This is a genomic window from Fontimonas sp. SYSU GA230001 (assembly GCF_040066175.1).
Taxonomy (GTDB): Bacteria; Pseudomonadota; Gammaproteobacteria; order Nevskiales; family Nevskiaceae; genus Solimonas.
Genome location: NZ_JBEAAM010000010.1, coordinates 26,892 through 41,756 on the forward strand (window position 1 = coordinate 26,892; position 14,865 = coordinate 41,756).

14 protein-coding genes are annotated in these 14,865 nt (G+C 68.4%); 8 read left to right on the forward strand and 6 right to left on the reverse strand.

Features of this window, described 5'->3' with window-relative positions:
- Position 1: 1 nt before the first annotated feature.
- Together typA and purT are read right to left on the reverse strand one after the other, a co-directional pair.
- A complete protein-coding gene (gene typA, locus AAG565_RS06350) occupies positions 2–1,840 on the reverse strand; it encodes a translational GTPase TypA (protein WP_348818721.1) in 1,839 nt (612 codons plus the stop codon).
- 139 nt (positions 1,841–1,979) lie between these two features.
- Positions 1,980–3,158 carry a formate-dependent phosphoribosylglycinamide formyltransferase gene (gene purT / locus AAG565_RS06355; RefSeq protein WP_348818722.1) on the reverse strand — a complete coding sequence of 393 codons (1,179 nt, stop codon included), beginning with the start codon at positions 3,156–3,158 and terminating at the stop codon, positions 1,980–1,982.
- An 88-nt stretch (positions 3,159–3,246) separates the two neighbouring features.
- On the opposite strand from purT, the gene pyk reads away from it, so the two are divergent.
- The 4 genes from pyk (at position 3,247) to AAG565_RS06375 (ending at position 7,963) form a co-directional block, all read left to right on the forward strand.
- Positions 3,247–4,683: a pyruvate kinase gene (gene pyk / locus AAG565_RS06360; RefSeq protein ID WP_348818723.1), complete on the forward strand. Its 1,437-nt coding sequence runs from the start codon at positions 3,247–3,249 to the stop codon at positions 4,681–4,683.
- Between the two features lie 51 nt (positions 4,684–4,734).
- On the forward strand, positions 4,735–5,457 hold the full coding sequence (locus tag AAG565_RS06365) for a glycerophosphodiester phosphodiesterase family protein (RefSeq protein WP_348818724.1): 723 nt from the start codon (positions 4,735–4,737) through the stop codon (positions 5,455–5,457).
- A gap of 48 nt (positions 5,458–5,505) precedes the next feature.
- Positions 5,506–5,883 carry a hypothetical protein gene (locus AAG565_RS06370; protein WP_348818725.1) on the forward strand — a complete coding sequence of 126 codons (378 nt, stop codon included), beginning with the start codon at positions 5,506–5,508 and terminating at the stop codon, positions 5,881–5,883.
- A 76-nt stretch (positions 5,884–5,959) separates the two neighbouring features.
- Positions 5,960–7,963: a TonB-dependent copper receptor gene (locus AAG565_RS06375; RefSeq protein ID WP_348818726.1), complete on the forward strand. Its 2,004-nt coding sequence runs from the start codon at positions 5,960–5,962 to the stop codon at positions 7,961–7,963.
- Between the two features lie 45 nt (positions 7,964–8,008).
- Here AAG565_RS06375 and AAG565_RS06380 read toward each other — a convergent pair whose 3' ends face one another.
- Complete coding sequence (locus tag AAG565_RS06380; RefSeq protein ID WP_348818727.1) at positions 8,009–8,431, reverse strand: helix-turn-helix domain-containing protein; 423 nt, start codon at positions 8,429–8,431, stop codon at positions 8,009–8,011.
- Positions 8,432–8,504: 73 nt separating this feature from the next.
- Here AAG565_RS06380 and AAG565_RS06385 point away from each other — a divergent pair, with 73 nt between their 5' ends.
- From AAG565_RS06385 to AAG565_RS06400, 4 genes are all read left to right on the forward strand, one after another.
- On the forward strand, positions 8,505–9,011 hold the full coding sequence (locus AAG565_RS06385; RefSeq protein ID WP_348818728.1) for a DUF2938 domain-containing protein: 507 nt from the start codon (positions 8,505–8,507) through the stop codon (positions 9,009–9,011).
- A gap of 55 nt (positions 9,012–9,066) precedes the next feature.
- Positions 9,067–9,291: a DUF2798 domain-containing protein gene (locus tag AAG565_RS06390; RefSeq protein WP_348818729.1), complete on the forward strand. Its 225-nt coding sequence runs from the start codon at positions 9,067–9,069 to the stop codon at positions 9,289–9,291.
- A gap of 150 nt (positions 9,292–9,441) precedes the next feature.
- A complete protein-coding gene (locus AAG565_RS06395) occupies positions 9,442–9,741 on the forward strand; it encodes a CopG family transcriptional regulator (protein ID WP_348818730.1) in 300 nt (99 codons plus the stop codon).
- Complete coding sequence (locus AAG565_RS06400) at positions 9,741–10,040, forward strand: type II toxin-antitoxin system RelE/ParE family toxin (protein WP_348818731.1); 300 nt, start codon at positions 9,741–9,743, stop codon at positions 10,038–10,040. The genes AAG565_RS06395 and AAG565_RS06400 overlap by 1 nt, the downstream gene beginning before the upstream one ends.
- Positions 10,041–10,065: 25 nt before the next feature.
- Here AAG565_RS06400 and AAG565_RS06405 read toward each other — a convergent pair whose 3' ends face one another.
- The 3 genes from AAG565_RS06405 to AAG565_RS06415 are packed head-to-tail and all read right to left on the reverse strand — an operon-like array spanning position 10,066 to position 14,864.
- Complete coding sequence (locus AAG565_RS06405; protein WP_348818732.1) at positions 10,066–10,530, reverse strand: hypothetical protein; 465 nt, start codon at positions 10,528–10,530, stop codon at positions 10,066–10,068.
- Positions 10,531–10,566: 36 nt separating this feature from the next.
- Entirely contained in the window at positions 10,567–13,800 is a 3,234-nt protein-coding gene (locus AAG565_RS06410) for an efflux RND transporter permease subunit (protein ID WP_348818733.1), read from the reverse strand.
- Entirely contained in the window at positions 13,797–14,864 is a 1,068-nt protein-coding gene (locus tag AAG565_RS06415) for an efflux RND transporter periplasmic adaptor subunit (protein ID WP_348818734.1), read from the reverse strand. The genes AAG565_RS06410 and AAG565_RS06415 overlap by 4 nt, the downstream gene beginning before the upstream one ends.
- Position 14,865 lies beyond the last annotated feature (1 nt).

Here is a 14,865-nt window from a genome sequence, read left to right on the forward strand (position 1 = left end):
CTCAGTCCGCCCGATCGGCGCGCTTGCGCTCGTGTTCCTTGAGGAACTTCTTGCGGATGCGGATCGACTCCGGCGTCAATTCGACGAGCTCGTCGTCATTGATGAATTCCAGCGCCTGTTCCAGCGAGAACCGCACCGGCGGCGTGAGGATCACGTTCTCGTCGCTGCCGGCGGCGCGGATGTTGGTCAGTTTCTTCTCGCGCAGGACATTGACGACGAGGTCGTTGTCGCGCGAGTGGATGCCGACGATCTGACCCTCATAGACCTCGTCGCCGGGCGAGGCGATCATCTTGCCGCGCTCCTGCAGGTTGAACAGCGCATAGGCCGGCACCTTGCCCTGATCGTTGGAGATCATCACGCCGTTGTGGCGCTGGCCGATATCGCTGGCCTCCGTCTTCGGCCCGAAGTGGTCGAAGTTGTGGAACAGCAGCCCGGTGCCCGAGGTCATCGTCATGAACTGGGTCTGGAAGCCGATCAGGCCACGCGACGGCACGATGTACTCCAGGCGCACCCGGCCCTTGCCGTCCGGCACCATGTTCTTCATCTGCCCGCCGCGCTCGGCGAGACCCTGGATCACGCCGCCCTGGTGCTGCTCCTCGACATCGGCCACCAGGGTTTCATAGGGCTCGCAGATCTCGCCGTCGATCTCCTTGAGGATCACCTGCGGGCGTGCGACGGCGACTTCGTAGCCCTCGCGGCGCATGTTCTCCAGCAGGATGCCCAGGTGCAGCAGGCCGCGGCCGGAGACACGGAACTGGTCCGGGGACTCGCCCGGCTCGACGCGCAGCGCGACATTGGTGCGCAGCTCGCGCTGCAGACGGTCGCCGATCTGGCGCGAGGTGACGAACTTGCCTTCCTTGCCGGCGAACGGCGACTTGTTGACCTCGAAGATCATGCTCATCGTCGGCTCGTCCACCTGCAGCGAAGGCAGGCCTTCCGGCACCTTGGCGTCGCAGACCGTCTCCGAGATGCCCAGCTCCTCGATGCCGGTGATCGCGACGATGTCGCCGGCCTGGGCCTCCGGCACTTCGATCTTGTCCAGGCCCATGAAACCGAGCACCTGCAACACCCGACCCTGACGCACCGAGCCGTCCCGGCTGACGACCGACACCGGTGTGTTGGTCTTGATGCGGCCGCGCTTGATGCGGCCGGTGCCGATCACGCCGACATAGCTCGAATACGCCAGCGAGGTGATCTGCATCTGGAATGGGCCTTCGGTGTCCACATCCGGCGCCGGCACCTTGTCGACGATGGTCTGGAACAGCGGCGTCATGTCGCCTTCGCGCACGTCTGCCGAGTGGCCGGCGTAGCCGTTCAGACCCGAAGCGTAGATGAACGGGAAGTCGAGCTGCTCGTCGGTCGCGCCGAGGCGGTCGAACAGTTCGAACACCTGATCGACGACCCAGTCCGGCCGCGCGCCGGGACGGTCGATCTTGTTGAGCACGACGATCGGCTTGAGGCCCATGTTGAAGGCCTTCTGCGTGACGAAGCGCGTCTGCGGCATCGGGCCATCGACCGAATCGACCAGCAGCAGCACCGAATCGACCATCGACAGCACGCGCTCGACCTCGCCGCCGAAGTCGGCGTGTCCGGGCGTATCGACGATGTTGATGCGGTATTCCGTGCCGCTGCGCTGGTCGGTCCAGCGGATCGCGGTGTTCTTCGCCAGGATCGTGATGCCGCGCTCGCGCTCCAGATCGTTGGAGTCCATGATGCGCTCGCCGAGCTGCTCGCGCGCATCGAGTGTCTGCGACTGGCGCAGCAGCTTGTCCACGAGGGTGGTCTTGCCATGATCGACGTGAGCGATGATGGCGATGTTGCGAAGATTCTGGATGCTCATAGCGCTACCACAAACGAGTGCGGGGCAGCTTCGCTGCCCCGCTTGACAGTCGTCGCCAGGGACGGCGACGGCTTGCACAGGACGTGCAAAAGGGCGCGGATTGTACGCGAACCCCTGTTTCAGCGCATTTTCAGGCCCGTCACTGCACGCGCACGGCCGCCGCCGCGCGCCGCGCCCTGGCGCGCGCCGCGTCGATCGACTCGTCCAGCGCCAGCGCCACGCCCATGCGCCGCTTGCCGGCGATCTCCGGCTTGCCGAACAGGCGCAACGCCGTATCCGGCTCCGCCAGCGCCTCGGCGACACCGGCGTACTCGGGCGCCTTGCGGTCGCCTTCGAGCAGGATCGCGCAGGAGGCCGCCGGGCCGTGCTGGCGGATGGCCGGGATCGGCAGGCCCAGGATCGCGCGCACGTGCAGCGCGAACTCGGACAGATCCTGCGAGATCAGCGTCACCAGGCCGGTGTCGTGCGGCCGCGGCGAGACTTCGGAGAATATGGCCTTGTCGCCTTTGACAAAAAGCTCGACCCCGAAGAGGCCGCGCCCGCCGAGTGCGTCGGTCACCCTGCGCGCGATGTCCTCGGCCTCGCGCAGCGCGGCTGCGCGCATCGGCTGCGGCTGCCAGGATTCGCGGTAGTCGCCGTCGATCTGCAGATGCCCGATCGGCGCGCAGAAGGATGTCCCGCCTCCGTGGCGCACCGTCAGCAGCGTGATCTCGTAGTCGAAATCGACGAAGCCCTCGACGATCACCCGGCCGGCGCCGGCGCGCCCGCCCGACTGCGCATAGTCCCAGGCCTTCTGGATGTCGGCTTCGGTCCTGACCGTGGACTGCCCCTTGCCGGATGAGGACATGACCGGTTTGACCACGCAGGGCAGGCCGATCGTGCGCACCGCCTCGCGGTACTCATCCAGACTGCCGGCGAAGCGGTAGCGCGAGGTCGGCAGACCCAGTTCCTCGGCAGCGAGCCGGCGGATGCCCTCGCGGTCCATCGTCAGCCGCGCGGCGCGCGCGGTCGGGATGACGGTGTAGCCCTCCTGCTCCAGTTCGAGCAGCGTCGGTGTGTGGATCGCCTCGATCTCGGGGACGATCAGGTGAGGCTTCTCCAGCTCGACGACGCGGCGCAGCTCGGCGCCGTCCAGCATCGCGATCACATGCGAACGGTGCGCGACCTGCATCGCCGGCGCATGCGCATAGCGATCCACGGCGATGCACTCGATACCCAGGCGCTGCGCCTCGATGACCACTTCCTTGCCCAGCTCGCCGCTGCCGAGCAGCAGCAGGCGCGTGGCGCCGGCGTTCAGGGGCGTGCCGATGGTCTTCATTTTGCTTCCTCTGGACCCAGAAGTGAGGGATTCCACAGCCGCAACGGTCTCCGGCGCGGATTAAACTGATTCTATAAGAGAGAAGCCCATGCAACGCCGCACCAAGATCCTCGCCACCCTAGGCCCCGCCACCGACGACCCCCGCATTCTCAAGGCCATGCTCGCTGCCGGCGTCGATGTCGTGCGCCTGAACTTCTCCCATGGCAAGGCCGAGGATCACGCGCGGCGCGCGCAGATGGTGCGCGCCGCCGCGGCCGAACTGGGCGTCGATGTCGGCATCCTCGCCGACCTGCAGGGTCCGAAGATCCGCATCGAATCCTTCGCCATGGGCTCGATCGAACTGCAGGAAGGCGCGCGCTTCACGCTCGACACCGCGCTGGGCACCAACGCCGGCGACGAGACCGTCGTCGGCTGCGCCTACGAGAACCTGCCGCGCGACGTCGAGCCCGGCGACACGCTGCTGCTCAACGACGGCGCCATCGCGATGCGCGTCGATGCGGTCGAGGACACGCGCGTGATCTGCACCGTACTGGTCGGCGGCATGCTGTCGAACCGCAAGGGCATCAACAAGCAGGGCGGCGGCCTGTCCGCCGCGGCGCTGACCGACAAGGACCGCGCCGACATCCGCACCGCCGCGGCGCTGGAGGTGGACTTCATCGCCGTGTCGTTCCCGCGCGCGGCGGCCGACATGGAGCTGGCGCGTACTCTGGTGCGCGACGCCGGCAGCGACGCCGCACTGGTCGCCAAGATCGAGCGCGCCGAGGCGCTGCCGGTGCTGCGCGAGCTGATCGCCGCCAGCGACGTGGTGATGGTCGCGCGCGGTGATCTGGGCGTGGAGATCGGCGACGCCGAGCTGCCGGGCTGGCAGAAGCGCATCATCGCCGAGGCGCGCGAGCAGAACAAAATGGCGATCACCGCGACGCAGATGATGGAGTCGATGATCACCAGTCCGATCCCGACCCGCGCCGAGGTGCTCGACGTCGCCAATGCGGTGATGGACGGCACCGATGCGGTGATGCTGTCGGCCGAGACCGCGTCCGGCAAGTATCCGGTGAAGGTCGTGCAGGCGATGGCGCGCGTCTGCATCGGCGCCGAATCGAGCATGCAGAACCTGCCGCAGCGCGACGTGCGCCGCATCGCCACGCACTTCCAGCGCACCGACGAGGCGATCGCGATGGCCACGGCCTGGACCGCGCAGCAGATGCACGCGCGTGCGATCGTCGCGCTGACCGAATCCGGCGCGACTGCGCTGATGATGTCGCGCACCGACACGCAGATCCCGATCTACGCGCTGACGCCGCATGAAAAGACACGTCGGCGCATGGCCCTGTGCCGCGGCGTCTCGCCGGTGCCGTTCGGGCGCGCCAACCACGTCGGGGCCAACGATGCCGAGCTGGCGATCGTGACGCTGCGCGACCGCGGCTCGCTCGCGGCCGGCGATCGCGTGCTGCTGACCAAGGGGGACGGTACCGGTTCCGGCGGCACCAACGCGATGAAGATCCTGCAGGTGACGGAACCGGCGTAAGGCGGCGCGATCCGGAGTAATCTGGCAGCGTCGGATCGCCCCGGAGCCGCCATGAGCACGCCAGCCGCAAACACCGCAAGAAAGCCGTTCACCGTGATCGGCCACCGCGGCGCCGCCGGCCATGCGCCCGAAAACACGCTGCTGTCGATCGACACGGCGATCCGTCTGGGCGCGCACTGGATCGAGATCGACATCCAGCACCACGCCGGCGAGCTGTGGCTGATGCACGACCTGACGCTCGATCGCACGACCAACGGCCGCGGCCTGCTGCGCGCCCACTCGGCCGCGGCGCTGCGCCGGCTCGATGCCGGCCGCGGCGAGCACATCCCGACGCTGCCGGAGGCGCTGGACCTGATCGAGCAGCGTGTGAGCGTCAACATCGAACTCAAGTCCTGGGACGGCTGCGCCGCCGCGGTCGCCGCCTGCCTGCGCGAGTACCTCGCCGACGGCTGGGCGCCGGAGCGGCTGCAGGTGTCCTCCTTCCACCTGCCGGAGCTGTGGGAGTTCAAGCAGCTGCTGCCGGAGGTGCCGCTGGGCGTGCTGTACTGTGGCGTGCCGCTGGATTGGGCCGGGCTGACCGCCGAGCTCGGCGCGCAGTCGCTCAACATCTCCGCCGAGTTCGTTGATGCGCGTCTGGTCGCCGACGCGCATGCCCGCGGCCGACAGCTCAACGTCTATACCGTCAACGACCCGGCCGCACTGCGCCTGCTCTATGAACTCGGCGTGGATGGCGTGTTCTCCGACTTCCCGGACCGCGCGCTGGCGGCGAGCTGATCCGCATCAGTAGGAACTCCCCGGAGTATCGGCGATAATCGCGCGCCGATGCACAACCTGCGCACCCGCCGGCTGCTGTCCCTGCTCGCCCTGTGGGCGGCGCTGGCGCAGCTGTGGCTGGGCACGCTGCACGCCCGCATGGGCAGCGGCACGTTCTGCGGCGATGGCAGTACCGGCCGGTCCGCTGCGCTGCTGCGGCAGCTGCCGCCGGAACTGCGCCTGCCGCTGGACCGTCTCGACCGCGCCGCACAGCCGGAGTGCACGCAATGCGCGCTGGGCTGCAGCGTCGCGGTGCCCCCTCCGGCAGCGGCTAGGCTGCCGGTCATCCCGGTGGCCAGTGTCCCGCGCCCGCCGACGGCGCCGGCCGACGTGCCGGTGCGCGGTGTCCTGCTGCCGCCCAGCCGCGGCCCACCCGCGACGCGCTGACTCCCGCGTTCGCGTCACTTCTCCCATTTTTCGAGCGCGCCGGACCGCGTACCGCGTCCGGCGCCGGAGTCATCCCATGCGTCATGTCTTCCCCGGCGGGTTCGCGCTCGCCTGTCTCCTTGCCGCGATCGCGGCGCATGCCGAACCGGCTGCCGAGCCGGCGCCCTCGACCGAAGCCACCGCGGACGGCGGTCCCGAACCGCAGCGACTCGACCCGATCGTCGTCACCGCGCCGGAGACGCGCGCGCCGCTGACGATCCGCCTCGACCCGACGATCCCGCAGCAACCGCTGCCGGCTGCCGACGGCGCCAGCTTCCTGCGCAACATCCCGGGTTTCAATCTAATCCGCAAGGGCGGCACCGATGGCGACCTGGTGCTGCGCGGACTCGCAGGCTCGCGCCTGACGATCCTCAGCGACGGCCAGGAGTTGTACGGCGGTTGCGGCATGCGCATGGACCCGCCGACCGCCTATCTGTATCCCGAGACCTTCGACGAAGTGGTAATCGTCAAGGGTCCGCAGACCGTGCGCCACGGCAACGGCAACCTCGCCGGCGTCGTGCGCTTCGAGCACGACGCCCCTCAGACCGGCAGCGCGGTCCGCTTCAGCGGTGTCGCCGGCAGCTTCGGCCGCAACGACACGGCCGGCAGTGCGCGTTGGCAGAACCAGACCGGCGGCCTGCGCATCGACGGCAGTCACGCGCAGATGGGCGACTACGCGGACGGCGACGGCCAGGACGTGCACAGCGCGTACCGGCGCTGGAACATCCGCACCAGCGCCAACTGGACGCCGACTGCCGACCAGCGACTGACGCTCGGCGCCGAACGTTCCGATGGCGAAGCCGCCTACGCCGACCGTGCGATGGACGGCGTGATGTTCGAACGCGACGGCCTGTTCCTGCGTTACGCGATCGCGCAGCCGTTCGCGCACGCCGAACAGGCAGAGGCCGAGGTCTATCGCAATGCCGTCGATCACGTCATGGACAACTACAGCCTGCGCACGCGCGCACCGGGCACGATGGCGATGGTGTCCAACCCGGACCGCGAGACCTGGGGCCTGCGCGCCAGCATCGATCTGGCACCCAGCCCGTCGCTGGCCGTCACGGTCGGTGCCGACCATCGCGCCGATGCGCACCGCGTGCGCAGCGCGATGTCGATGATGGGCGAACCGGACTACCGGTCGCTGCCACGCACGCCGGACATGGACGCGCGGATCAGCGGCCTGTTCGCGGAATCGACCTGGACGTATGCGAGCGACCGGCGCCTGGTCGGCGGGCTGCGCTATGACCACTACGTCGCCGACAACCGCCTGACCAGCGGCGATTTCGCCGGCGACACACATCGTGACGACCTGTTCAGCGGCTTTGCCCGCGTCGAGGCCGACCGCGGCCCCTACACGGCCTACGCCGGCATCGGTCACGCGCAGCGCCCGGCCGACTACTGGGAACGCATCAGCTACAACGCCTTCGATCTGCAGCCGGAACGCAACAGCGAGATCGACCTGGGTGTCCTGCGCGAGGCCGGGCACTGGCGCGGCAGCCTTGCGCTGTTCTACAGCCGGATCGACGACTACATCCTCACGCGCAGCGACCGCACCGCGCGCAACATCGATGCACGCCGCTGGGGCGGCGAGGCGGAACTGAGCCGCGCGCTCGGCGCCGACTGGCGCGTCGGTACCGCGCTGTCCTGGGTGCACGGCGAGAACCGCAGCGACGGCACCGCGCTGGCGCAGACACCGCCGCTCGAAGGCCGGCTCACGCTCGACTGGCAGCGCAGCGCGTGGGCCGCCGGCGCGGTCTGGCGTGTCGCCGACCGGCAGGACCGCGTGCAGATCGGCTACGGCAACATCGTCGGCCAGGACGTCGGCACGACACCGGGCTACGGCACGCTCGCGCTGCACGCCGGCTGGCGTGGTCTCGAAGGCCTGAGCGTCATTCTCGGCGTCGATAACCTGTTGGATCGCGCCTACGCCGAACACCTGAGCCGCTCCGCCGGCGCGGTGCCGGGCTATCCGGTGCTGACGCGCGTCAACGAGCCGGGACGCCAGGCCTGGCTGAGACTGGGCTGGCAGTTCGCGACCTGAGCGAGGAGCACTTCGCCGGTGATGGGCGTTCCTTGCGAACGCGCATCACCGGCCCGTCTTCGGCGGCGTTCCCATTCGTCCCGACGACGCAGCGCGCAACAGGCGTTGGAAAGTCGGACATTCGCTGTGGCTCGGCGCCGGGCAGACCGCGGCATGCCGCAAGCCATTGCGCATGGCGATCATCCTGCGAATGGTTCTGTCCAGTTCCTCGGCCTTGTCCGCGAGAAGCTGCCGGTCGATCCGCGGCCGCCCACCCTCGGCGAACATGAGCCCGATCTCGTCCAGAGAGAATCCCGCCGCTCGGCCCAGTGCAATCAGCGACAGACGCTCCAGCACGCTGGCGGAATACTGCCGGCGCAGTCCATGCCGCCCGTGCGACGCGATCAGGCCCTTCTCCTCGTAAAACCGCAGGGTCGAGGCCGGCACGCCGGATTGGCGCGAGACCTGTGCGATATCCAAGTCCTGCATCACTTGACCTCAAGTTGACTTGAAGTGGCACCTTGCACTCCTCGCTTCCAACCCGCAAGCACAGGAGCTCGAAATGAGTGCATTCACGGACTACGTCGCAGGCTCTATGCTGATCGGAACGATCGCGACAGCGGTCATGGATCTTTGTTCTGCAGCGCTCCATCGGTTCGGCGGCGTTCCACCGCCGAACTACGCGCTGGTCGGCCGCTGGATCGCGCACATGCGTGCAGGCCGCTTTCGCCACGACTCGATGGCTGCGGCGGCGGCCGTGCGGGGTGAGCGCCTGATCGGCTGGACCGCACATTACCTGGTCGGCATCACCTTCGCCGCACTGCTGCTCGGCATCTGGGGCCTCGAATGGACACGCCGACCGGCGCTCGGCCCGGCGCTGATCGTGGGGTTCGGCACGCTGGCGGCGCCGTTTCTGCTGATGCAGCCCGGCATGGGCGCCGGCATTGCCGCGAGCCGGACGCCCAATCCCGCCGCCGCGCGCGTGCGCAGCCCGGTCAACCACGGCTGTTTCGCGCTCGGCCTGTATGTCGCCGGCTGGCTGTCACGCCTGCTGCAGTCCCTCTGGTGATGCGATTCGCATCCCCCGCAGTGTCCCTTCAACCCACCCACGTCATGAGGTCACCATGAAGATTCCCGCCCGTTATGCACCGATCCTGTTCGGCGCCGTGCTGTCCGCCATCATGGTGGGCATCGTCTCCGCCTTTGTCCTCGCGATCAACCAGGGCATCGATCAGGATTTCCTGACGCGCTGGGTGCGTAGCTGCGCGACAACCTGGCCGGTCGCGTTTCCCACGGTCACGATCATCGCCCCCTGGGTGCGTCGCTTCGTAGCCAGGGTCACCGTCTGAGGGAGGGCACCAACCGGCTTGCAGAAAGCGGCGCGCGCCCGGCAATGGCGCGCTATCGGATGTTCGCCGGCCACGCCCCGATGGCGCCGCATGTCCTGCGCAGGCGCACGAGTCAGGCGCCTGTAGCACAACAGTGCTACACTCCGACCCATGAGCACCGCAATCAAGACCACCTCGCTGCGCATCAGGCCGGACCTCCATGCCAAGGTGCGCAAGCTGGCAGAAGCCGAGGGCACGAGTCCGCACAACTTCATGCTTGCGGCGATCGAGGAGAAGGCGCGAAGTACTGAGCTGCAGCAGACGCTTCACGCCGACGCCGATCTCCGCATGCGGCGGATGGCGGCTTCGGGACGCGGACTCGACTGGTCCGAGATGAAACGGTATCTGGAGGCCCGCGCCAACGGACGTAAGGTCAGGCCGCCGGCCGGCCGCAAGATCGCGGACCTCTGATGTCGAAGATCGTTCTCGCCCCGGAAACGGCGGGCGACTTCGAACGAATCCTGTCTCACCTGCTCTCCACCGAAGCCAGCGATCCGCCCGCGCGGATCGCCGAGCTTGTCCGTGCGATCGACATCCTGGCCGACAACCCGCTGATCGGCAGACCCATCGACAATGCAAAGCGGGAACTGATCATCGGCAAAGGCGCGCACGGCTATGTCGCGCTGTACTTCTACGATGCCCTGCTGGATATCGTGTTTGTTACCGCGATCCGCAGCCAGAAAGAAGCGGGCTACCCGGCGCGCTCCTGACTGCACCATTACCTGTTCTCGTGTGTCAGACCGGGTGGCGTCCAACTGCGACGCCCGCCCGACTTCGGGCGCGCGCGGCCCTCTGTGTCGGCACGCAGTCTTTCAACACGGCGCGCAGCATCGCTTGCGTCGGAACCGTCAGCTTCGGGCCGAAACGCTTGGAAAATTCTTCGAACGGAAGCTCGCGGAACTCCATGCGTTCCGACGAGTGGAGGTTTCGATAGACGTTGACGATGTCTTCCTCCCTCTGATCGACATCGTTGGACCAGGTCGTTCTGAGATCGACGTACTCCGCGATGACATGAGTCTCCGGCAGTCGGTCGCCTAAACCGCTGGTGACGCGAAGCGGTAGATCCTCGGGCCGTGCGAGTTCCAACGGAATGCCGTGCTGCTCCAGCACCTCCCGGAGCGTTGCCGCCGAGACCGGCGGCGCAACGTGGCCAGTGATCACCGAACTCAAGGCTGCCGGCAGGATAGGTCTGGTCATCATGGCGAACATCTCCCGGCATTGCCGCCCTGCGCACCGTCAGCTCACTGTCTTGTAGCGATACGCGTAATACACGACCGGGATCACGAACAGCGTCAGCAGCGTCGACACGAAGATGCCGAAGATCAGCGAGATCGCGAGGCCGCCGAAGATCGGATCATCGAGGATGAACAGCGCGCCGAGCATCGCCGCCAGCCCGGTCAGCACGATCGGCCGCGCGCGGATCGCGCCGGCGCGGATCACCGCGTCCTGCAGTGGGCGGCCCTGCGCGATTTCCTGCTGGATGAAATCGACCAGCAGGATCGAGTTGCGCACGATGATGCCGGCGAGCGCAATCATGCCGATCATCGAGGTCGCGGTGAACTGCTGACCGAGCAGTGCGTGACCCGGCATGATGCCGATCATCGTCAGCGGGATCGGCGCCATGATGATCAGCGGCACGGAGTACGAGCGGAACTGAGCGACCACCAGCAGGTAGATCAGCACCAGGCCCACCGCGTAGGCCGCGCCCATGTCGCGGAAGGTCTCGTAGGTGATCTGCCACTCGCCGTCCCACTTCAGACTCCAGTTCACCGGCAGCTCCGGCTGGCGCGTCAGGTAGGTGTCGAGCGGGCGCCCCTCGATCGGCGTTTCCGCCAGCTTCGATGCGATCGCCGCCATGCCATACAGCGGCGAGTCGAGACGGCCGGCCATGTCGCCGGTGACCATCACCACCGGCAGCAGATCCTTGTGGTAGATCGTCGTCTCGCGCGTGGCCGGGATGAAGCTCGCGATCTCCGAGATCGGCACCATGCGGCCGGACGCGGCGCGCACGCGCAGGTTGCGCAGCGTGTCGAGGCTGGCCTTGTCGCCGGCGGTCAGTTCCAGGCGCACCGGCACCGGATAGCGGCTGCTGTCGTCGTGCAGGTAGGACACGTCGGCGCCGCGCAGCACCGCCGCGAGCGTCTCGGCGACCGCGGTCTGCGCGACACCGAGCTTGGCCGCGCGCGAACGATCGACGGCGACGATCCACTTGTCCTGCGGCGCTTCCAGCGTGTCATCGACATCGACGATGTCCGGCGTCGCCTCGAACACCGCGCGCACCCGGCGCGCGACCTCGGCCTGGCGCGCGTGGTCGAGACCGTAGATCTCGGCGACCAGCGGCGCGATCACCGGCGGTCCCGGCGGCACCTCGACGACCTTGACGTTCGCGTCGAAGCGCCTGCCGATCGCCTGCAGCGGCGCCCGCAGCGCGGATGCGATCTCGTGCGACTTGCGCTTGCGCGCGTGCTTGTCGAGCAGCGTCACCTGGATGTCGCCCTGATACGGTTCACTGCGCAGGTAGTACTGGCGCACGAGGCCGTTGAAGTTGATCGGGCTGGCGGCACCGGCGTAGCTCTGCCAGTGCAGCACTTCCGGCACCGCGTCGAGTTCGCGGCCGAGCGCGTCCAGCACCGCCTGGGTCTGCTCCAGCGTCGTGCCCTCGGGCATATCGACGACGACCTGGAATTCCGACTTGTTGTCGAACGGCAGCATCTTGAGCACGACGAGCTGGACCACGGCCAGCCCCATCGACGCGGCGATCAGCGCCAGGATGGTCAGCAGCAGCCGCACGCGCCTGCCGCGCCCCTGCTCGCGGTTGAGGAACGGCGACATGCGCGTGCGGAACAGCCGGTGCAGCCAGTCGTCCGTGTCCTCGCCGGCGTGGTCGCCGTCATGCGCGTGCGCGTGCTTGAGGAACACACGGCGGTACAGCCAGGGCGTGAACACGAACGCGACCGCGAGCGAGATCACCATGCCCATGCTGGCGTTGATCGGGATCGGCGCCATGTACGGCCCCATCAGGCCGGAGACGAAGGCCATCGGCAGCAGCGCGGCGATCACCGTGAAGGTCGCCAGGATCGTCGGTCCGCCGACCTCGTCCACCGCGGCGGGAATCGCCTCGGTCAGGCTCTTGCCGCCCATCTGCATGTGGCGGTGGATGTTCTCGACGACGACGATCGCATCATCAACGAGGATGCCGATCGAGAAGATCAGCGCGAACAGCGAGACACGGTTGAGCGTGAAGCCCCAGGCCCAGGACGCGAACAGCGTGATCAGCAGCGTCACGATCACCGCCGCGCCGACGACGAAGGCGCCGCGCCAGCCGAGCGCGAACAGCACCAGCAGCACGACCGCGGCGGTCGCGAAGATCAGCTTCTTGATCAGCGTCTGCGCCTTGTCGTTGGCGGTGACGCCGTAGTTGCGCGTCACCGTGACCTGCACGGCCTCCGGGATCGTCACGCCGCGCAGCGCAGCGACGCGCGCGACGATCTGGTCGGCGACCTCGACCGCGTTGGTGCCCGGCTTCTTGGAGATCGCGATCGTCACCGCCGGATACTGGCCGGCGGCGCCGACACCGGCGGCCGCGCCCGCTGGCGCGACGCCCATGCGCACGTAGCGCTCCGGCTGATCCGGGCCGATGCGGATGTCGGCGACGTCGCGCAGATAGACCGGGCTGCCGTCGCGCATCCCGACGACGAGATCGGCGACTTCCTGCGGGCGCGACAGGAAGGCGCCGGCCTGGACGAGGATGTCGCGGTTGTCCGCGGTCACGCGGCCGGCGTCGCGCGAGTCGTTGGCGGCGCCGAGCGAGCGCGCCAGGTCGCCGATGTCGAGCTCGTAGCCGGCGAGCCGGTACGGATCGAGCAGCACGTGCACGACGCGGTCGGGCGCACCGAGCGTCTCGATGTCGCGCGTGCCCGGCACGCGCTGCAGATCGGTTTCGAGCGCGTGGGCCACGCGGGTCAGTTCGTGCGCGGCGAGCGTGGGGTCCTCGCTCCACAGGGTCAGGGCGACGATCGGCACGTCGTCGATCCCCTTCGGCTTGATCAAGGGCGCGCCGACACCGAGGTTGGCGGGCAGCCAGTCCTGGTTCGAGTACAGCGCGTTGTAGAGGCGCACGATCGCCGCCTGCCGCGGCTGGCCGACCTTGAACTGCACGGTGAGCACGCTCATGCCCGGACGCGAGGCCGAGTAGATGTGCTCGACGCCTTCGATCTCCGACAGGATCTGCTCGGCGCGCGACGACACCAGTGTCTCGACCTCCCGGGCCGATGCGCCGGGAAACGGGATGAAGACGTTGGCGAAGGTGACGTCGATCTGCGGTTCTTCCTCGCGCGGTGTCACCAGCACCGCGAACAGGCCGAGCAGCACCCCGACCAGGGCCAGCAGCGGCGTGATCTCGGTGGTCAGGAACTGGCGCGCGATGCGGCCCGAGACGCCGAGCGCGCCTTCGTCTGTCCGTTCGCTCATGCGCCGGCCCTGAGGCTTTGTGCGGCGGCGACCGGATCGAGCGCGATGCGCTCGCCGGCAGTCAGTCCGGACAGCACCGGGTAGCGGCCGTCGGCCGTCGGCGCGCCCAGCGAGACATAGCGCAGCGCGGGACGATTGTGCTCATCGACGACATACACGGCGGTCAGCTCGCTGCGCCGCACGACCGCCTGCGCCGGCACCAGCAAGGCCTCGCGCTCGTCGCGGACGAAACCCACTTTCACGAGCGTTCCGGGAAAGATGGTCTGCGGCGCGCCGTATTTGCCCTGCGGCAGTGTCACCAGCACACGGAAGGTGTGCGTCTGCGCATCGGCTGCCGGCGGGATGCGCAGCTGCGTGGCCTCGACGCTGCTGCCGTCCGGCAGGATCACCCGTGCCTGCTTGCGTGCGTGCACCGCGCCGATGGCCTGCTGCGGCACCTCGACGATCGCGCGCAGGTGCTCCAGCGACAGCCCGGTCATCAGCGGCTTGCCGACCGTCGCCGTCTCGCCGACTTCGATGTGACGCGCGACGACGATGCCCGAATAGGGTGCGCGCACGACCGTGTAGTCGGCCTGCTCGCCGGCTTCGCGCGCCGTCGCGCGCGCCGCTTCGAGCTGCGCCTGCGCCGACTTGAGCGCGGCGGTGGCCTTGTCGAGCGCCGCCTTCGACAGGACGTCGCGCTCGGCGAGATCCTTGACGCGGTTGTACTCGGCCTGCGCATCGACCAGCCGCGCCTCCGCGGCGCGCACCGCCGCCTGCGCGGTCGCCGCGCGCGCCTGCTGCTCGGTGGCGCGAAAGCGCACGACGACCTGCCCCTTCTCGACGTAATCGCCGACGTCGAACGGCAGTTCCTCGACGCGCGCATTGGTCTGCGCGGCGATCGTGGACTGATACACGGCTTCGAGCGCGGCGTCGAACTGCACCTCGTCCGGCACCTTCTGCGGCGTGACGGTCAGCGTCTCGACCGCAGCCCCGGCGACCGCGGCGCCGGGCGCGGGCGCTTCGCTGCCGCAGGCGGCCAGCACCAGAGACAGCAGGGCGAAGGATGCGATGCACAAGCGCATG